18 protein-coding genes are annotated in these 19,859 nt (G+C 65.1%); 3 read left to right on the forward strand and 15 right to left on the reverse strand.

The window, feature by feature from the left end:
• From AX729_RS33190 to AX729_RS33255, 15 genes are all read right to left on the reverse strand, one after another.
• Positions 1-1,483, reverse strand: a 1,483-nt coding sequence (locus AX729_RS33190) for a xanthine dehydrogenase family protein molybdopterin-binding subunit (protein WP_061028337.1), incomplete at its 3' end; no start/stop codon positions are given.
• Between the two features lie 9 nt (positions 1,484-1,492).
• Entirely contained in the window at positions 1,493-1,969 is a 477-nt protein-coding gene (locus tag AX729_RS33195; protein WP_061028339.1) for a (2Fe-2S)-binding protein, read from the reverse strand.
• Between the two features lie 12 nt (positions 1,970-1,981).
• Complete coding sequence (locus AX729_RS33200) at positions 1,982-2,800, reverse strand: FAD binding domain-containing protein (protein WP_061028341.1); 819 nt, start codon at positions 2,798-2,800, stop codon at positions 1,982-1,984.
• 2 nt (positions 2,801-2,802) lie between these two features.
• Positions 2,803-3,246: an SRPBCC family protein gene (locus AX729_RS33205; RefSeq protein ID WP_061028343.1), complete on the reverse strand. Its 444-nt coding sequence runs from the start codon at positions 3,244-3,246 to the stop codon at positions 2,803-2,805.
• Positions 3,247-3,248: 2 nt separating this feature from the next.
• Positions 3,249-3,686: an SRPBCC family protein gene (locus tag AX729_RS33210; protein ID WP_061028345.1), complete on the reverse strand. Its 438-nt coding sequence runs from the start codon at positions 3,684-3,686 to the stop codon at positions 3,249-3,251.
• 9 nt (positions 3,687-3,695) lie between these two features.
• Complete coding sequence (locus AX729_RS33215) at positions 3,696-6,593, reverse strand: flotillin family protein (RefSeq protein ID WP_061028347.1); 2,898 nt, start codon at positions 6,591-6,593, stop codon at positions 3,696-3,698.
• Between the two features lie 25 nt (positions 6,594-6,618).
• Complete coding sequence (locus AX729_RS33220; RefSeq protein ID WP_061028349.1) at positions 6,619-7,452, reverse strand: phosphoenolpyruvate hydrolase family protein; 834 nt, start codon at positions 7,450-7,452, stop codon at positions 6,619-6,621.
• A gap of 3 nt (positions 7,453-7,455) precedes the next feature.
• Positions 7,456-9,669 (reverse strand): ABC transporter permease, encoded by a 2,214-nt coding sequence (locus AX729_RS33225; protein ID WP_061028352.1) that lies wholly within the window; start codon positions 9,667-9,669, stop codon positions 7,456-7,458.
• Positions 9,662-10,444 carry an ABC transporter ATP-binding protein gene (locus AX729_RS33230; RefSeq protein WP_061028354.1) on the reverse strand — a complete coding sequence of 261 codons (783 nt, stop codon included), beginning with the start codon at positions 10,442-10,444 and terminating at the stop codon, positions 9,662-9,664. Before AX729_RS33230 ends, AX729_RS33225 begins: the two co-directional genes overlap by 8 nt.
• Entirely contained in the window at positions 10,437-11,513 is a 1,077-nt protein-coding gene (locus AX729_RS33235) for a branched-chain amino acid ABC transporter permease (protein WP_061028356.1), read from the reverse strand. The genes AX729_RS33230 and AX729_RS33235 overlap by 8 nt, the downstream gene beginning before the upstream one ends.
• Position 11,514: 1 nt before the next feature.
• On the reverse strand, positions 11,515-12,525 hold the full coding sequence (locus AX729_RS33240; protein WP_061028358.1) for a branched-chain amino acid ABC transporter permease: 1,011 nt from the start codon (positions 12,523-12,525) through the stop codon (positions 11,515-11,517).
• 191 nt (positions 12,526-12,716) lie between these two features.
• Positions 12,717-13,544, reverse strand: coding sequence for a helix-turn-helix domain-containing protein (locus AX729_RS33245; RefSeq protein WP_061028361.1), 828 nt, complete (start codon positions 13,542-13,544; stop codon positions 12,717-12,719).
• Between the two features lie 124 nt (positions 13,545-13,668).
• Positions 13,669-14,919: an ABC transporter substrate-binding protein gene (locus AX729_RS33250; protein WP_061028364.1), complete on the reverse strand. Its 1,251-nt coding sequence runs from the start codon at positions 14,917-14,919 to the stop codon at positions 13,669-13,671.
• Between the two features lie 254 nt (positions 14,920-15,173).
• Positions 15,174-15,377, reverse strand: a complete 204-nt coding sequence (locus tag AX729_RS39175) for a (2Fe-2S)-binding protein (RefSeq protein WP_082770599.1) — start codon at positions 15,375-15,377, stop codon at positions 15,174-15,176.
• On the reverse strand, positions 15,374-16,210 hold the full coding sequence (locus AX729_RS33255) for a hypothetical protein (protein ID WP_061028366.1): 837 nt from the start codon (positions 16,208-16,210) through the stop codon (positions 15,374-15,376). Before AX729_RS33255 ends, AX729_RS39175 begins: the two co-directional genes overlap by 4 nt.
• Before the next feature lie 314 nt (positions 16,211-16,524).
• Between AX729_RS33255 and AX729_RS33260 the strand changes: the two genes are divergently transcribed.
• From AX729_RS33260 to AX729_RS33270, 3 genes are all read left to right on the forward strand, one after another.
• On the forward strand, positions 16,525-17,364 hold the full coding sequence (locus tag AX729_RS33260; RefSeq protein ID WP_502686935.1) for an SDR family NAD(P)-dependent oxidoreductase: 840 nt from the start codon (positions 16,525-16,527) through the stop codon (positions 17,362-17,364).
• Between the two features lie 256 nt (positions 17,365-17,620).
• The gene (gene nifA / locus AX729_RS33265; protein ID WP_061028368.1) at positions 17,621-19,360 is read left to right on the forward strand and encodes a nif-specific transcriptional activator NifA; all 1,740 of its coding nucleotides are present in this window, start codon (positions 17,621-17,623) and stop codon (positions 19,358-19,360) included.
• Positions 19,361-19,458: 98 nt separating this feature from the next.
• On the forward strand, positions 19,459-19,701 hold the full coding sequence (locus AX729_RS33270) for a 4Fe-4S dicluster domain-containing protein (RefSeq protein WP_502686934.1): 243 nt from the start codon (positions 19,459-19,461) through the stop codon (positions 19,699-19,701).
• Positions 19,702-19,859 lie beyond the last annotated feature (158 nt).

The following is a 19,859-nucleotide window of genomic DNA, read 5'->3' on the forward strand; positions in this document are numbered from 1 at the left end:
GTTCCCGGGTCGCAGTTACCGGGGCGCGATCATAGGTCGTACGTTGCTGCGCCGGCGCGGTGGGCCTTGCGCGCGAATCCGTCGGCGTCGGCGGGATCGCGGCGCGGTTGCCGCCGCCGTCCTTGCGGGAGGAGGCCCGCCTGAACTCGTCGCGGATCGGCCATTTGGCCTTCTCGGCTGCGACCTGGACGCATTCGATCAGCGCCGTGTTCTTGGCCTCACGCCGGTGCGCCTTCATGTCGCCGTCGCGATAGGCATTGAGGATGCGGAACTCCATCGGGTCCATGCCGACGAGGTTTGCGAGCTTGTCCATCTGGCATTCGATGGCGAAGTCCATCGCCGTGACGCCGAAGCCGCGCATGGCGGTCGCCGGCGTGCGGTTGGTGAAGACGCAGTAGACGTCGCCATAGACGTTCGGGATGGTGTAGGGGCCCGGCAGATGCGCGGCGCATTTCACGGCGGCATAGCTCGACAGCCGGGTATAGGCGCCGCTGTCGAAATAGGCGCGAATCTTGCGCGCGACGATGCGGCCGTCGCGCATCACGCCGTCCTTGATGTAGATGCGCTCGGCGCCGCGCGGCGGGCCGTACTGCATCTCCTCCTCGCGGCCGAACACGTAGCGGACGGGACGTCCGGTCAGCATCGCCCCCAGGATGGCGAGCGGCTCGGTCAACGTGTCCACCTTGCCGCCAAAACCGCCGCCGACGGTGCCGCCGATGAAGTGGAACGTGTTGGAGGGTACGTCCAAAATCTTGGCGCAGGTGTCGACCGAGAAGAACAAGGCCTGGGTCGAGGTGTAGACGACGTAGCGGCCGTTGGTGTCGGGCGCGGCGATCGCGCCGTTGGTCTCGGTCGGCGCGTGCTCTATCGGCGACATCTGGTAGCGCTGTTCCAGCACGTGATCGGCGCTCGCGAGCGCGGCATCGGCATCGCCGAAACGCAATCGCTGGTGATCGTAGACGTCGTGATAGATGAAGGCGTTCTTCGGATAGGTCTCGTTGACCACGGGCGCGCCCGGCTTCAGCGCATCCTCGACGTCGAACACGGTCGGTAGCGGCTCGTAGTCGATCCGCACTTTCGCGATGGCCTCGAACGCCGCGCGCTCGCTGTCGGCGACGATGGCGAGGATCGGTTCGCCCTTGTAGCGGACCTTGTCGACGGCGAGCGACGGCTCGTCGTCCTTGCCGAAATTGATCAGGCTCAGCAGCGTGTTGAGGTTGACCGGCACGTCGGTGCCGCGGATGATCCGGCGCACGCCGGCTGAGCGCTCCGCGTCCGTGGTGTCGATGCGGCGCAGCCTTGCATGGGCCTGGGTCGAGCGAACGACCTTCAGGTGCAGCATGCCCTGGAGGTTATGATCGTTGAAATAGCTGGACGTGCCCGTGATGTGGCCGAGCATGTCCTGGCGCTGCGTGCCCTTGCCGATCTCCTTCAGATTATCGTCGCGCTCGTCGGCGAAGATGTCCTTGCGTAGTTCCAGCATGGTTGCACCTCAGGCGCTGGCCCGGCCGCCGGCGGCGGCGAGGATGGCATTGATGATCGGCTCGTACCCGGTGCAGCGGCAGATGTTGCCGGAGATCGCCTCGATCACGTCGGCCCGGGTCGGGGAGGGGCTGCGGTCGAGCAGCGCTTTCGCGGCCATCAGCATGCCCGGCGTGCAATATCCGCACTGGGCGGCGAAATTGTCGGCGAAGGCACGCTGGAGCGGATGCAGGTTCGGTCCCTGCTTGAGGCCGTCGAGCGTCTCGACGGAGCGGCCGGCGACCGTCTCGGCGAGTGTCAGGCAGGAGAGGTGGAGCTCGCCGTCGATCAGCACGCTGCACGTGCCGCAGCCGCCCTGACCGCAGCCGAATTTCGGTGTCATGTCGCCGATCAGCTCGCGCAGGGCGACCAGCAGGTTGGTGCCGCCGTCGACGAAGATGGCGACGTCGCGGCCGTTGTGGCGGAACTGTAGAGGGGTCTTCGACATGGCGGTCCCTGCCTATTCCTGACCGGACAAGAGACGGCGCAGGTGCACGCCGACGATCTCCCGGCGATACCAGGCGCTGCCTAGCGCATTGTCGGATGGGGATGTTCCTTCGGTCGCTGCGGACGCGGCAGCCGCGATGCTCGCGGCATCGAGTGCGCGTCCTTCGAGCGCGCGCTCCGCGGCCCGGGCGCGGATCTGGGTCGGCGCCATGGAGCCCAGCGCAATGCGGGCGCCGGCAATGCGTCCGCCGCTGACCGGAAGATGGGCGGCCAGCGTGATGACCGATCCGCCCTTCGGCTTGATGCGGGCAACCTTGCGATAACGGAAGGCCTCCGCGCTCGCCGGCCGCGTGCACGACACCGAGAGCACCAGCGCGCCGGACTGCCGTTCGCGCGATTGCAGGAACTCCTCGATCGCGATGTCGCGGGCGCTGAGGCCGCCTTGCACGGCGACCGTGGCATCGAGCGCCAGCAGCGCCACGGTGAAATCGCCGTAAGGGGTCGGCGCGAAAAGATTGCCTCCGACGGTGCCCATGTTGCGTACGGCGGGGCCTCCGATCGAACGGGCGGGTGCGTGCAGGAAGGCGAGGTCCCGTTCGGCGAGGACGCGCGCGAAGGTGACGCCGGCGCCCAAGGTGATGCGAGGGCCGGAGGCATCGATCCGGGTCAGCGCCTGGTCGTTGGCGCGGACGACGGTCGAGATCGAAACATCGCCCTCGTTGAGCGCCCGCATCACCAACGTGCCGCCGCCGAGATAGCGTGCGCTGCGATCCGAGGTCAGTGCGCCGGCCGCTTCGCCGGCACTGGCAAAGGTCTTTACGGTTATGGCCATGGCTAGGCGGCCTCCTTCAGATGGCGGCGGATCGCCTCGAACCCCGCCTGGTAGATATCTTCCGCGACCATGTGAGTGATGCGGTCCCTGTCCTCCGGCTTCGTCGTGAAGCGGGATTCCCAATGCCAGAAGGTCCGGTCGCCATCGGTCACCGGCAGCAGGCGGACATGGGCGACGTAGTTGAACATCGGCACGGGGGTATCGAGCAGGCAGTAACTGAACGTCTGTTCGAGGTCGGACAGCGCCAGCAGCTGCTCGCGCAGCTCCGAGCCGTCCTTGAGCTTGAAGCGCCTGACACAACCGATCTTGTCGGAAGCCTGGGCGCGTTCGATCGAGGAAGTCGCCACCGCCGGATGCCACCGGTCGTGTCCGTTGAAGTCGCGCAGCACGCTCCACACCGCATCGGTCGGTGCACTCAGGATCGTGCTCTTGACGATGTGGGGCACGGCTAACCTCCGAACACGCGTTTCAGGGCGTCGAAGCCACCCTGAAACACGCCGCCGCCGATATTGTTGACGAGCTCGGTCTCGCGCTCCGGCGCGCAGTCGAACTCGGCGGTCCATTCCATGAAGGTCTGGTCGCCGTCGGTGACCGGCGTCAGCCGTAGGGTCGCGACGTAGTTCTCGACGCCCATCGGGGATTCCAGGATCGAATAGGTGCAGAACATGTCGTAGTCGGAGAGGCCGAGCAGCTTCTCGCGAATGCGGTCGCCGTTGCGCAGGCGAAAATCCCTGATACAGCCGATCTTGTCCGAGGGCTCGCCGCCTTCGATGCGGCTTTCGGCGATGGCCGGGTGCCAGTTCGGCAGGCCATTGAAATCGCGCACGCGCGCCCAGACGCGGTCGTTGCGGGCATTGACGACGGTGGAGACGTAGACGCGGGCCATGGCGCGACCTCAGCTCTTCTTCCTCGGCCCGCGCTCGGCCGGCGGTTCGCCGCCCTCGGCCGCGGGCGGAGAGGCAGCCGGCTTGTCGCCGCCGCCGCTCTTGCGCGCGGACTCCTTGATGCCCTGCATGTCGCGGGCCTCGCGGATCAGGCCCGGCATTTTCGAGAGACTGCCGCCCTCGACGCCGATATCGGACAGGATGGAGTCGATCAGCGGCGCCTGGACGCGATAGCGCAGCGCCGAGTCGATCACCTCGTCGGTGGCGCTGCGGCCACCATTTCCGTGGCCGTTGCCGTTGAGGCCGTCGACCTGGAGGATACGGATGCCCTCGATCTTCTCCATCGGCTTGACGCTTTCGCGCACGATGCCCTCGATGCGGTCGAGCAGCTTTCTGCGGAACAGCGAGTAGCGCGCCTGGTCGGTGAGCACGTTCTCGGCCTCGTTGAGCAGCCGCTGCGCCTCGGCTTCGACCGCCGCGCGCACGCGCTCGGCCTCCGCGGCGATGCGGGTCTCTTCCGCCTGCTTCTCGGCAAGAAGCACCTCGACCGTCTTGCGGCGCTTGGCGATCTCGCTCTCGCGCGCGGTGATCACGCGCTCGGTCGCTTCTGTCGCTCGCATCCGTGCCTCCTCGGCCATCGCCTTGGCGGCTGATTCTTCAAGCGACTTCTGATGGATCGCGATGGCCTTCTCCATCAGGACGGTCTCGACGTCCCTCTCGCGGTTGACCTCGAGCTTGCGCAGCTCGCGTTCGCGGCCGATCCGGGCTTCGTCGAGGCCGCGGTCCGAGGCGATGCGCGCGCGCTCGACCTCCTCGCGGGAGGCGATCTCAGCTTCCTGCAGGGATTGCACACGCGCGACCTCGAGTTGCTCGATCGCGCGGCGGCGTTCGATGCGGGCGGCTTCCAGCGCCTGCTCGCGCGAGACGTCGGTGGTCTCGACCTCCTTGCGCGCGACGATCTCGGCCTGTCGGACCTGGCGGTCGGCGTCGATCCGCTCCGACTTCTTGGCTGACAGCGCGATGACGCGGTCCTCGTCGGCGATCTCGATCGCCTTCTTCTGCTCGATGTTCAGCACCTCGCGCGTCCTGGACGAGGTGATCCGCTCGGCTTCGAGGGCGAGATCGACACCAATCCGCTGGCGCTCGATCGCATCGCGCCGCTTCAGCTCGGCCGCCTCCAGCACGCCGGTCCGCTCGATCTCAAGCGCGCGGGTGTCGCGCTCGGCCTGGATGCGCTCGGCCGCGACCGCCTTCTCCTGGGCGATACGCGCCGCCTCGATCGCCTCGCGCGAGGCGATGTCGGCCTCCTCGACGGCGCGGTTGCGGGCGATCTCCAGCGAGCGCACGCGTTCCTCCTGGGCGATGCGCGTCGCTTCCGTGGTCTCGCGCGCCGTGATGCCGGCGACGTCGAGTGCCTGGTTGCGTTCGATCTCGAGTTTCCGCGTGCTCTGCTCGGCGGCGATCCGTTCGGCGGCGAGCGTCCGCTCGCGGGCGATGCGGGCGGCTTCCACCGCTCGCTGGGCCTCGATCTCGGCCTCTTGGATCGTACGCACCTGCTGGATCTCCAGCGCGCGAGTGCGTTCGTCCGAGGAGATGCGTTCGACATTGACGATCAACGTCTGGGCGATGCGGGCCTTCTCGGTGGCCTCGCGGGCAGCGATCTCGGCCTCGTCCACCGTGCGCGTGCGCTCGATCTCGCGGCGCCTCGTCTCTTCCTCATTGGCGATGCGGGCGTCCGTGACGACGCGGTCCTGCTGGATCCGTGCTTTCTCGATCGCCTCGCGCGCGGCGATCTCGGCTTCCTCGACCGTGCGCATCCGCTCGATCTCTCGTTGACGGACTTCGCGCTCGGAGGCGATGCGCGCGGTGTCGATCGAGCGCTGGTTGGCGATCCTCGTCTTCTCGATCTCCTCGCGCGCCAACAGCTCCTTCTCCTCGATGGTGCGGGTCCTCTCGATCTCCTTCTGGCGGGTCTCGCGTTCGGAAGCGATGCGGGCCTCCGCGATCGCCTGCTCATTGGCGATGCGGGCGCGCTCGATGGCCTCGCGAGCGGAGATCTGCGCCTGCTCGGCCTCGGTTTCGCGCAGCGCCCGTTCGCGGGCGACTTCCGTGCGCTGAAGGGCGCGGCGCATCTCGATGTCGCGCTCCTGCTCAAGGCGCGCCGTCTCGCTCTCGCGCTCGATCTCCAGGGCCTGCCGCTCGGCTTCGAGATTGCGGGTGCGGATCTTGATCATCGAGTCCTGCTCGATGTCGTTGCGCAGCTTGCGCCTGGCCTCGATGTCCTCCATCAGCCGGGTCAGACCTTCAGCGTCGAACCGGTTCGAGGGGTTGAAGAACTCGAGGTCGGTCTGGTCGAGATCGGTGATCGCGACCGATTCCAGCTCGAGACCGTTCTGGGCGAGGGCTTCCGCCGCTTCGGTCTTGACGCGTGCGACATAGTCGCCGCGCCGCTCGTGCATCTCCTCCATGGTCATTTCCGAGGCGACCGAGCGGATCGCGGAGATGAACTTGCCGGCGAGCAGCGCATGAAGTTGCTCCGGCGCCATGGTGCGGCGGCCGAGGGTCGCCGCGGCGATCGAGACCGCTTCGCGGGTCGGCTGCACCCGGACGTAGAAGTCGGCCTCGATGTCGACACGCATGCGGTCGCGGGTGATCACGGCATCCTGTTTGGAGCGGACGACACCCATCGGCAGCACGTTCATGTTGACCGGCGTGTAGTCGTGGATGAAAGGCAGCACGAAGGCGCCGCCATTGATCACCACGCGTTCGCCGAGGAAGCCGGTCCGGACGAACGAGGTCTCCTTGGAGGAACGATGGTAGAGCCAGTTCACGATGTAGACGCCAACCACGATCACGACGATCGCGACGATCAGCCAGAGGATCAATTCACCGACCAGCATCCCTGACATCTTTACCTCCTTCGAACCTTCGGCGTTACCGCGCGCCGATCGCCTTGAATTGACGCACCTGTTCCGTCAGCGCCCGCTCCACCGGCAGTCGCTCCATCGAGGAGGCACCGTAGAAGCCGTGGCAATGGCGGGTGTTCTTCATGATGAAATCGGCGTCGGCGGGATCCGCGATCGGACCGCCATGGGCCAACACCAGAATGTCCGGATTGACGCTGAGCGCTGCGGAGGCCCAGGTATCGATCTGTGCCGGACAATCCTTCAGCTTCGGTGCCGTCTGCGCACCGATCGTGCCGCCGGTCGTCAGCCCCATGTGACAGACGATGATGTCGGCGCCGGCGATCGCCATCGCGGCGGCTTCCTTCTCGCTGAACACGTAGGGCGTGGTCAGCATGTCCTTGTCGTGCGCCTTGGCGATCATGTCGATCTCGAGCGCATAGGACATCCCGGTCTCTTCGAGGTTGGCGCGGAACGTGCCGTCGATCAGGCCGACGGTCGGGAAGTTCTGGACGCCGGCAAATCCGAGCGCCTTCAACTGGTCGAGGAAAACGTCCATGTCGCGGAACGGGTCGGTGCCGTTGACGCCCGCGAGGACCGGCGTCCTGGTGACCACGGGCAGCACTTCGTTCGCCATTTCGAGCACGATGGCATTGGCGTCGCCGTAAGCCATCAGGCCCGCGAGCGAGCCGCGCCCGGCCATCCGATAGCGTCCGGAATTGTAGATGACGATCAGATCGACGCCGCCGGCCTCCTCGCATTTGGCTGACAGGCCGGTGCCGGCGCCGCCGCCGACGATTGGCTCGCCGCGTCGTGCCATGTCGCGAAAGGTCTTCAGGAGCGCTGCGCGTTCAAACCTTGCCATCGGTCACCTCGCTGCTCTTCGGCGCGCCCTGGTGCGACCGAACAGGGTCCGGAACGCACTGACAATGGCGGCGGCGAACTCGGGATCGTTGATGTTTTTGGGCACGCGAATGAGCTGGCGGTTGCCGGTCTGCCGCACGGTGCGCTCCAGCGCGCGGAACAGCGCGGCGTCGGCGTCCGGATCCCAGAACGGCTGTCCCCGCGCATCGAGCGCGGAAACGCCGCCCTCGGGCAGGAGGAAGCGCACCGGGCCATCCATCTGGTTGAGCCGGTCCCCGATCCAGCGGCCCATGCGCTCGTTCTCTTCGGCCGTGGTCCGCATCAACGTCACCTGCGGATTGTGGACGTGGAATTTGCGGCCGCGGTAGCGTTCGGGAATGGACTCGGGCGCGCCGAAATTGACCATGTCGAGCGCGCCGACCGAGCCGACATAGGGCACGCGGCCGCGGATGACCGCGCCGAAGCGGTCTTCCGTCGCGGGAAACACGCCGCCCATGAGGAGATCGCAGATCTCGGTCGTGGTGAGGTCGATGACGCCGGCGAGCTGGCCGGACTCGACGAGCTTCTCCATCGAGCGGCCGCCGACGCCGGTGGCGTGGAAGACCAGGCACTCGAAATCGTCTTGGAGGCCGGCGGCGATCTTCTGCACGGCCGGGGTTGTCACGCCGAACATGGTGATGCCGATCGCAGGCAGGCCGGCCTCCCGGGTCGTTGCGGCGGGTGCATCGAGCCGTGCCTTGACCATGCCGGCGAGCGCATTGGCGCCATTGGCCAGCACCGCGCGCGAGATCGAATTCAGCCCCTGCACATCCGTGACCGAGTACATCATCGTGATGTCGGCCGGGCCGACATAGGGCCCGACATCGCCGGAGGCGACGGAGGAGACGATCAGCTTGGGCACGCCGACGGGAAGGGCGCGCATGCCCGGCGCAACCAGCGACGCCGCGCCGGAGCCGCCGGCCGAGATCACGCCGGCGATATTGCCCTGGCGTCGCAGCCAGTTGGCGAATGCATCGGCCATTGCCGTCACGGCGGCCCCGCGATCGGGACCGAACACGGCCCCGCCGCCGCGGGCGTGGTTGAGCGCAATCTCCTGCGCGGAGACATCGCAGGTGGAATGTTTGCCGCTCGTCGAGACATCGACGAGACGCGTGCGCAGGCCGCTTGCCGCGATGATGTCGCGAATGAACCGCAGTTCGAGACTCTTGGTGTCGAGCGTGCCGACAACCAGCACGACAGGGGGGCCTCCGGTCTGCGCCGCTGACGGCTCCCGCTGGCGGCGCATCGTGTCGTCGAGCCGCGTCACCTGCGTCGAGACCGTGCGGGCGGCGGCTTCGATGCGGGCGATCGGCACGGGTTGGGACCATCGCGTCGGAGGCGTCGGGTTGGAGATGTAGATGCGGACCGGCCCGTCGCGGCGTGGCGCCGGTGCCGGTGCCGGTTTTGCTTCAGGGCCGGACGGGGCGATGTCGATATCAGCCTCGAGCTCGGCGTGGAGCCCGACGCCGAGCAGGCGTTGCTGCAGCTCGCGGTCGGCGGCGAGGCGCGCGGAATCGATGATGCGGTTGATGCGGCCGTTGACCATGATCGCGACGTTGCGCGAGACCGCGGTCGCAACCCCGATGTTCTGCTCGATCACGAGCACGGACATGTCGCCGTCCTCGCCCAAGCGCAGCAGCATCTCCTCGACCTGCGTCACGATGACGGGGGCCAGGCCCTCGGTCGGCTCGTCCATGATCAAGAGCTGCGGATTGGTGAGCAGCGCGCGCGAGATCGCCAGCATCTGCTGCTCGCCGCCGGAGAGTTGCCCGCCGCCGTGATCCTTGCGCTCGGCCAAACGCGGAAAGGTCTCGTAGATGCGATCGACCGTCCAGGCGCCGGGCCGCAGGCCGCCGGCCAGCCGCAAATGCTCATCGACGCTGAGCGAGCGCCAGAGACGGCGGCCCTGTGGCACGTAACCGACGCCGAGCCGGGCGATCTGGGCCGGCGGCCGCCGCGTGATGTCCTCGCCGCGCACGCGGATCGACCCGCCGCTCACGGGCACCAGCCCCATGATCGCCTTGCACAGGGTGGTCTTGCCCATGCCGTTGCGGCCGACAACGGAGAACACGCCGCTCCCCAGCGTGAGATCGACGCCCTGCAGTGCGTGTGAGTGGCCATAATAGACGTCGAGGCCACGGACCTCGAGCGCGGCGCTGGTGCGGCGGACCTCATTCATGGCCGCCTCCGAGGTAGAGCTCTTGAACCTCAGGGTCGGACTGGATCTCCTGCGGCAGGCCTTCCTTGAAGATGCGGCCGTTGTGCATCATCGTGACGCTCTCGACGACGCGCAACGCCACGTCCATGTCGTGCTCGATGATGATGTAGCCGATATGCGCCGGCAGCGAGGTCAGGATTTCGATCAGCTCCTGCCGCTCGGTCGGGGACAGGCCCGCGGCCGGCTCGTCGAACAGGACGAAGCGCGGCGCGCCGGCAAGCGCGAGCGCGATCTCGAGCTGGCGTTGCTGGCCGTGCGCGAGCTCGGCCACGCGCTGGTCCTTCACGGCGGCCAAATGCACGGCCTGCACGAGATTGTCCGCTGCGTGCATCAGGGCATCGTTCCGACCAGGACGCAGGAACGAGAAGCGTCCCCGCGAGACGCCGCGGCAAGCGAGGTAGACGTTGTCCTGCACGGTGAGGCCGGGGAAAAGCGCCGAGATCTGGTAGGTCCGGCGCAGCCCGCGGCGGATGCGTTCATAGGGCGGGAAGTGCGTGACGTCCTCGCCGAAGAAGCGAATGGTGCCGGAGGTGGGCGGGAAGTCGCCGGTGATGCAGTTGAACAGCGTGGTCTTACCGGCGCCGTTGGAACCAAGCACGGCGCGCCGCTCGCCGGGACGTACGGTGATGGTGACATCGGTCAGCGCGGCCAGCGCGCCGAACAGGCGCGTCACGCCGCGCAGCTCCAGCGCGGCGCCGGCACCGACGGCGGAGAGGCGCCGGGCGATGCTATCCATGGCTGTGCCCTCCGCCGGAACGGTGGGCGCCGCCGCGCTGACGCCAGCGCTGCCACAGCCCGATGACACCGTCCGAGGACCAGAACACGATGGCGAGGAAGCCGAGCCCGATCAGAAGGCGGAAGCGATTGCCGTCGAGCCCGAGCCTTACCAGGAAGTCGAGCGCGAAGGTGCGCAGCAGCACGAAGACCAGCGCGCCAATGAAGGGACCAATCGGTCGCGTGATGCCGCCGACGACGGCAATGATCAGCACATCGATGCAGGCGCCAACGCTGACCGAGCCTGGTGAGATCTGGCGGTAGTTCCAGACCTGGAGTACGCCGGCAAGCGCGGCGACGAAGGATGCGAACGCATAGGCGGCAATGCGATGCGCATTGACGTTGAAGCCGAGCGCGGCCATGCGCCGAGGATTGTCGCGCACACCCTGAAGGGCGAGACCGAAGGGCGCGCGCGCAATGTATTCGACCGCGAAATAGCAGAGCGCGGCGACCCCGAGCACGACGTAGTAGAAGGGAATGTCGGCCCGCCAGTTCACGCCCCAGAAGTGCGGCGTGGCGACGGTGTTGATGCCGGTATGGCCGTTGAAGATCGCCCAGTTCTGGTTGGTGAAATAGTAGAACGCCGCGCCGATCGCGAGCGTGATCATGATGGTGTAGATGCCTTCGGTGCGGACCGCGAGCGCACCGCCGAGCGTGCCGAAGGCTGTCGCGAGTGCCAGTGCCATCGGGACCGCGAGCCACCATGGCCAGCCCAGGCTGATATTGGCGTTGCCGCTGACGCCGAACACGGCGACCATATAGGCCGAGAAGCCGGCGATGGTGAGCTGCATCAGGCTGACCATGCCGCCATAGCCGGCGAGGAACATCAGGCTCAGCGCCATGGTTCCGAGGATCAAGGTGGAGGCGAAGATCTCAATCAGAAAGAAGCCGCTGGCGATCAACGGCATGATCAGGAGAAGGACGGCGACGATCCAGGCCGCGGGGTGATTGATCTCCGGCCATGTCCGTGCAGCGCGCTGTGCCATCGTGGCGGGGCTTACGGCAACGCGGGCATCATGGGCGAGCGACATCTCAGCGCCTCGCCAATAGGCCTTGCGGCCGGATGGCCAGCACCAGCACCATGATCAGGAAGGTCACGACGATGGCGTAGGTCGGGATGTAGACCGAGCCGAGTTGCTCGGCGAGGCCGATGATGAGCGCGCCGAGCGCAGCACCAGGGATCGAGCCCATGCCGCCGACGATCACGACGACGAGCGAGGCCAGCAGGAAGCGGATGTCTTCGCCCGGCGACAATGACTGGAAGGTGCCGCCGACGACGCCGGCGATGCCCGCAAGCCCTGCGCCGAAGGCGAACACCAGCACGAAGACGAGCTGGATGCGCACGCCGGTCGCAGCGAGGATATCGCGATCGTCGACGCCGGCGCGGATGATCATGCCGATCCGGGTGCGGTTGAGCGCGAGCCACATCGCCACGCCGATGACCACGGACGCCGCGAAGATCACGAGCCGCACCGAGGGATATCTGAGATAGACCGGCTCGCCGGTGGATTTGATCGCGGTGATCAGCGGTAGTTCCACCGGCCCGATCAGCCAGTTCGGCGTCTGGATCTGATAGAAATTGCCGCCGCAGGCCCACAGCATGAGGTCGGCGAAGACGATCGAAAGCCCGATCGTCACCATGGTCTGCCTGAGATCCTGTCCCTCCATCCGCCGGAACACGAGAACCTGAAGCAGAACACCGACCAGGGCGGTCAGGATGAATGCGACGATGAAGCTTAGGATCCAGGAGCCCGTCGCGGTGCTGATAGCGTAGCCGACATAGCCGCCAAACAGATAGAGCGAGCCATGCGCAAGGTTGACGTTGCGCATCAGGCCGAAGATCAGCGTGAAACCGCTGGCGACGAGGAAGTAGAGGCCTCCTAGCGTGATGCCGTTGAAGACGGCGTTGAGGAAGACGCGCTTGCGGCCGATCGTCTCTTCGAGGCCGGGTGGCCAGACTGCGAAGATCAGCCAGAGCAGGATCGCAACGGCTATGATCGCGATCAGGGTCCAAGCCGGATGGCGTTCGACAAAACGACTCATGTGCGCCGTCCGCTCGTCCGAACGACGGGCCGAAGGTTCACTGAATGCAGGTCGAACAGCCTTGCAGCGGCTGCAGGCCTCGCCATGGACGTGCGCTCCCGTCGGTCGCGATCATCTCGGGATCGCGTTGGCCACATCCTAGCCGCGCGGCGAGGGCGACGTTTGATCGTGAGTATCTTTTCGTTCAGCGGTCAGGCGCGCAAAACCTTGGCTGCGCGACGATAATCGGTCGGGGCCATGCCCACATTGGCGGCGAAGAAACGGGTGAACCCGCTCTGGGAGGAGAAGCCGAGATCGAAGCCGATATCGGCGATCGGCGCCTCGCTGGCCACCAGCGCCTCGAGTGCCTGTTCCATGATCAGCGTGTTGAGATAGAGGTTCGGCGTGACACCGGTCTGGGTGCGGAACAGACGGTAGAAATGCGGTCGCGACAGGCCGGATTCCCGCGCGATCGTGTCGAGCTCCATCTCGGCTCCCGGACTTTCCGACATCATCCGGATGCATTTGCGGACGCGGAAGTCGGTCACCGCGCCGCCGGCGCGCGCATCGCGTGCGATCTCGGCCTGTTGCCAGCTTTCATCGTAGCAGAGGTCGATCAGGCGCCGCAGCTCGGAATCGAGGCTGGAGAGCGATGGTGCGCCGCATACCAGGGCCGCGGTCCGCCGGATGTGCTTGTCGAGCGCGGCAGTCCGCTTGAACTGGGTACGGCCGAAGCGCAGCCGGTCGTTGCCGGATCCATCGGGCGCAAACCATTCGGCATTGACGTACAGCACGAAGAAGATGGCGCCGCCATCGAGATCGGAAGGGAGGAAGTTATGCGGCTCCCACGGATTGACGGCGACGACGGAGGATTCGGTGAGATCATAATGCCCGTTGGAGACATCGATGCATGCCGGCATCCCGCCGACATGGAAGATCAGATGACCTTCGCGATGGGCGTGGATATTGAAAGGGCGGTTCAACTGATAAACCGTCGCCCGACCGAACCGGCCATGGAAGACGGCGAGCGCGCGGCTCATGCCTTCCCCTCCCGAATGTTCTTGTCTTTTCAGCCAGCGTTCAACAACCGGGAAGAGATTGCAAGAGCGGAGAGCGCCCGCGTCAGCGAGTCGCTCCCCGGTTGCGTGTTGCCGGCATGATGCGTCAGTACTTCTTACATTCCGGCACGGTCCGGCTCGGTAGTCCGATCTTGGCGAACACCGCCGGATCGTAGCCGAGCGTCTGGTTCACGTTCGGAATCACCTTCACGACCTTGCTGAACAGCGCGCCCTTGCCGTCGTCGACCACTTCGGTAACGAAGTTGGTGCCGATCGCCTGGCGGTTGGAGTCGAGCTTGATCTTGCCGTTCGGCGCATCGAGCTCGATCTTGGCCAGCGCCTCCTTGAATTTTGCCTGGTTGTTGGAGAGGTCGCCATTGACCTGGCGGAGCGCGAGGATCAGCGCCATGGTTGAATCATAGTAGTTGGTGGCCAGCAGCGACGGGCTTGGGAAACGTTTGTTGGGCGGGAAAGCGTCCTGATAGGCCTTCACGAACTTCTGCCAGCCTGGATCCTCCCAGGTATCGGCCTGGCCGCTCGCCGCGATGGTTCCGACCAGCGCGTTCTTGGCGTTACCCTTGGACGAGAGGATGGTCTGGTCGATCATGATCGACCCGCCCATCAGATGCGCCTTGCCGCCGGCCTGCTGATACTGATTGAGGAAGTTGACGGCGTCGGCGCCGCCGAGGCCGAGATAGATCGCATCAACGTCATCGGGCAGGGCGGCAATGACCGAGGCGAAATCCTTGGTGCCGAGCGGCACCCATTGCCGGTTGGTGACCTGTCCGCCGAGGCCGCAGAATTCGAGCACGAGGCCGAACACCTGGGTGTAAATGAAGGAATAGTCCTCGCCGACGGTCGCGATCTTGCGATACTTCTTCTCTTCATAGGCATATTTGCCGAGGCCGACCTGCCACTGCGCGCCGTCCATGTTGTAGCGGAAGAAATTCGGGGCGGGATCAACGTAAGTCGTTTCCTGCGCGCCGGACGCCGCGTTGATGAAGGTCAGCTCGGGATGGGTTTTCGCAAAGTTCTTCACCGCGATGCCCTCGTCGCCGGAGAGCGGCGAGAGTAGGATCTGCACCTTGTCCTGCTCGATCAGCTTGCGCACGGCGCGCACGGCGGAGTCCGGCGTTGCGTCGGTCGACGCGACGATGAACTCGAGTTCCTTGTCGCCGACCTTCTTGCCGAGCACGTTGAGGGCCGTCTGATGACCGCGCATACCGTCCTCGCCGAGCACGGTGTATGTGCCTTCGAGCGTTGCAGTCACGCCGACCTTGATCTTCTCCTGAGCGATCGCCGCGCCCGAAAGAAACAGGCTGCTCAACGCGAGCAGTCCCATGCTGCATTTCGACATTTGCTCCTCCCCTTTGTCGTCGTCTTGTTGCCGCGCCGAACCGCGCGATGCCCCGTGGCTATCGAAGCCCGCGGCTTTGGAGGGAAGCTAACCGAAGTCGAATGCGGCGCACGCATCTACGCCTGGTCCGGTTTGACCGGCAGTCTCATTTTGAATGTTGCGGCGCGAGCGCTTTCGCGATGCAGCAGGCACCCGCGCCAAGAGAACGTTCTCGCAGTCGAGCTGACCACGTCCTGTTTCACCGGGCGGGATTGCTATGGTTCCAATACGCTCAAATGTGGTGTGCGACGGGCTGGCCGCTCCTCGAGAATCCGCTTCACAGAGTGGGAGCATAGCCCGCACCGGACGGTGCAGCCGAGGCAGCCGTAGACCTGCGCAGCCGAGCAAAGCTCGCCTTCGGCCGATGCGACATCCCTGATGTCGTGATCGCTGATGACATTGCAGGAGCAGACGATCATATCGGATTCCACTGTGTGATGCGTCGGCGGGTGTGGAGCCTGACGGCGGCAGTGGTCGCGGCGGCAATGGCGCGCCCGCGGCCGTCCGTTCCGGTCCACTGGGCGTCGCGCCCGCGCGGGTCAATCTCCAGCAATTTGACGCCGGCCGGCACTTCGCTCCCATCGCGAGCGATTCCGCGCAGAATTCCGTCCCGGGGGGCGACCACGGGAATGCCAGAGAGATGGCCGAGGACGAGATCCCGGTACACGCGCGTGCCGATCTCGACGGGGGTGCGCCAGCGGCCGGCATGCAGAGAATAGGCAAAGCGTTCCGCGCCGACGTCACCAAGGGAGCTCGCAACGCCGTCGGCGGCGTCGGTCCAGTGCGTGCCGGTGACCAGCCCGATCTTGCCGGGTCGGGTCTCCACCGCGACATCGCAATTGAAGTTCGACGAGAACCCGGGGCCAAGTCCGATGGTCAATCGGGCGAGTTGTCGGAGGTCGGGTGTGATCCGGCGCTTCTGGAGTCGCGCATCGATCAAGAGGTCGATCTGGCGAACTGGAAGCAGGTCGAGCAAGCCGAGCCAGGTGACGAACACCCGAGCCGGCGTGCGCAGGGCCTGGTAGACCTGCACGCCATCGTCCACGCGTTCGGCAACGATGCCCTCGAGCTGAGTGGTGTCGGTAAAGAGGGCGTCGTGAAAAGCCATCTTGCGGCGGATCACCGGCGGATCCGGATCGTGCGAGAGCACCGTGCAATACCCGGCGCGCACGAGCTGGATGCCGATCGCAGACGCGATCTCGTTGGTCCCGAGGATGACGGCAAAGAGACGGTGGTTGTTCGGTTGGGGCATTTTGAACGACGTTGCAGAGATGCATCAAGGCGCAATCGCATTTGCAACGGAAAGAGCAAGAGCCGGGCCATTTGGAATGATTGAAAAGTAGATCTCAACTGCTGGTCAACAATCAGGAAGAAGAAGCTTGCCGAGACAGCTGCATCTGGTCCGGAAGGCCACGCCTGACTGTTGCAAACCCTTCAATGTGTCGCGAAGCTGACATTCGGCCGCGAAAACAGCGAGGATTGACTGGCGACCTGTGGCCCAAATCCTGCAAAGTTGCTCCTGTTGTCATCGTATGGCCCCACCGGGGCGCGGTGGAGGAGCTTTGCGTGATACTCGATCTGCTTGACCGCGGTGATGCACAGAGTGGCACGTCGGCGCCGGATGCTGCGGCTTGTCCGTTTCACGGCGATAGGTCGCGAGCGCAACATGGCGAGCAGAAGACGCTGGTACTGACCGGCGCGTCCCGGGGCATTGGTCATGCGACGGGAAAGCTGTTTTCGGAGGCCGGCTGGCGGATCATCACCTGTTCCCGGCAGCCGTTCGATGGCGATCGGTGCCCCTGGGATTCAGGGACGGACAACCATGTGCAGGTCGAATTGAGCGACCATCGCAGCCTGCCGCGGGCGGTTGCCGAGATCAAGGAGCGGCTCCACGGTGGGCCGCTGCATGCATTGATCAACAATGCCGGCATTTCACCCAAGGCAGCCGACGGCACCCGGTTGAACTCGCTGACGACACCGGTCGAGACCTGGATGAGCGTGTTTCACGTCAACCTGCTCGCGCCGATTCTGTTCGCGCGGGGACTTGTCGACGAGCTGAAGCGGGCCGCCGGCTCGATCGTCAACGTCACCTCGATCGTCGGCTCCCGGGTGCATCCGTTTGCCGGCACGGCGTATGCGACGTCGAAGGCGGCGCTCGCGTGCCTGACCCGCGAGATGGCGCACGACTATGCGCCGTTCGGAATTCGCGTTAACGCCATCGCGCCAGGCGAAATCAAGACCGACATCCTGTCGCCGGAGACCGAGGCCCGGCTTGCGCCGGTCATCCCGTTGCATCGGGTCGGTACGCCCGATGAGGTCGCGAAGGTAATCTTCTTCCTGTGCTCGGATGCGGCAAGCTACGTCACAGGTGCGGAAGTACCGATCAACGGAGGGCAGCACGTGTGATCAGAGGGGCCGCGGCCCGTCACGGAAAAAGCGTTGCGCGTTTGCGCTGGATCAATGCGGCGATTTCGATCCTGGGCGTGCCGCACATCCCGACGTCCAATTACGGGTAGTGGATGACAAAGCGTGCAAGTGCGACGGAATCTTTTTGCAGCAATGCTGACAAGTTGAGCGCGACTCTCGACCCGACATGAATAAGAATATGACAAGTTCAAAGGAATGCGGCCGGGAGGATCTAACGAGCAACGGAGATTCCGTCATGCTGAATGCTGCTCCCTCGGTTGAAGGACACGGGGTTGATCATACGGCGCCGATCGTGCCGCTGAACGAGATCGCGTTGACCGGCATTTTCGAGATTTCCAAGATACTGACCGCGCCGACGCGGCTGGAGATGACGCTCGCCAACGTCGTCAATCTTCTGCAATCGTTCCTCCAGATGCGTCACGGCATCGTCGCGCTGCTATCCGATGACGGAGTCCCCGATCTTGCGGTTGGTGCGGGCTGGAGCGAAGGCAGCGATCACCGCTACCGCGGGCGTTTGCCGCAGAAGGCGATCGACCAGATCGTCGCGACCGCGATGCCGCTGGTCGCGGAGAACATCGCCACCCATCCGGCGTTCAGCTCGGCGGATGTGGAGACTCTCGGAGCCTCGGAGACGACGCGCGTGTCGTTCATCGGTGTGCCGATCCGGATCGATGCCAAAGTCGTCGGCACGCTTACGATCGACCGGGTCTGGGACGAGCGTCCGCTGTACCGGCTGGATTCGGACGTTCGACTTCTGACCATGATCGCAAATCTGGTTGGTCAGACCGTCAAGCTGCATCGCGTTGTCGCGCAGGACCGCGAGCGTCTGATGCATGAAAGCTATCGCCTTCAGAAGGAGCTGTCCGAGCTTAAGCCGGCGCGCGATCGCCGCCGGATTCACGTCGACGGCATCATCGGCGACAGTCCCGCGCTGCGGGGGCTGCTCGACAAGATCGCGGTCGTGGCTAAGTCGAACTCGACGGTCCTGCTGCGCGGCGAGTCCGGTACCGGCAAGGAGCTGATCGCGAAGGCCATTCACGAGCTCTCGCCGCGGGCCAAGCGTCCTTTCATCAAGATCAATTGCGCGGCCCTGCCTGAGTCGGTGCTGGAGTCCGAGCTGTTTGGCCACGAGAAGGGCGCCTTTACCGGCGCGCTCAATTCGCGGAAGGGCAGATTCGAGCTCGCCGACAAGGGCACGCTGTTTCTCGACGAGATCGGCGAGATCTCTGCGTCCTTCCAGGCCAAGCTGCTGCGGGTTCTCCAGGAGCAGGAGTTCGAGCGGGTTGGCGGCAACCAGACCATCAAGGTCGACGTTCGCGTAATCGCCGCGACCAACCGCAATCTGGAAGAAGCGGTGACGCGCAATGAATTCCGGGCTGATCTCTATTATCGCATCAGCGTGGTGCCGATGATGCTGCCGCCGCTACGCGAAAGGCGCAGCGACATTCCGCTATTGGCCAACGCGTTTCTGAAGAACTTCAATTCCGAGAACGGTCGAACGCTGAGCTTCGACCGCCACGCGATCGAGGTTCTGATGAGCTGCGGCTTCCCGGGCAACGTTCGCGAACTCGAGAATTGTGTCCAGCGTACGGCGACGTTGGCACCCGGCCCGGAGATCGTCAGGAACGATTTCGCTTGTTGTCACAGCCAGTGTCTGTCGGCGATGTTGTGGAACGGCGGCTCAGAGGCCGCGACACAACGATCGTTGCCGATCGTGCCGCTTTCCGTCCTGCCGGCTGCCGCTCCGCGCGAGAGGGCCGTGGGCGAAATTCCGACAGCCGTCGAGCCGGCGGCATCGGGGTCTGGCGTTGTTCCGGTCTCGTTGGCCGGGAACGTGACCGACCGCGACAGCGTCATTGCCGCCATGGAAAAATCCGGCTGGGTCCAGGCCAAGGCTGCGCGCCTGCTCGGCCTGACGCCGCGGCAGATCGGCTACGCGCTGAAGAAGCACGGCATCGAAGTCAAGCGACTCTGATGGCGACTGTCGCACATGCGACATGCTGTCGGGCCCACGACAACCGGCTCCACAGAAATAGCCGTTGAATTTCCGACTCTTAGCGATTGGCACGACGCTTGAAGAGAGATGTCCGACGACATCGTCTGCTCAAGGAGTCGGAACACATGGCCTACAAGATTGTCGCCTCGCAATGCACGGTTTGCGGCGCATGTGAGTTCGAGTGCCCGAATGCCGCGATCAGCCTCAAGCGCGACATGTACGTCATCGATCCCAAGAAGTGCACGGAGTGCGAAGGGAGTTTCGACACGCCGCAATGCGCGGCCGTCTGTCCGGTGCCCGACACCTGTATTCCGGCCTGAGGCGGCTTCATGACGCGGTCGAGGTTGGCGGACTGGAAATTTCATTCGCGGACGGAGCGATAGATGGCGGCGGTACAGGAAACCATCGAACGGGTTCGCGGCGTCGACGTCGACCAGTATCGTTATGGGTTTGAGACCCTGATCGAGTCCGACAAGGC

The sequence above is a fragment of the Bradyrhizobium sp. CCH5-F6 genome, assembly GCF_001556045.1.
GTDB lineage: Bacteria > Pseudomonadota > Alphaproteobacteria > Rhizobiales > Xanthobacteraceae > Bradyrhizobium.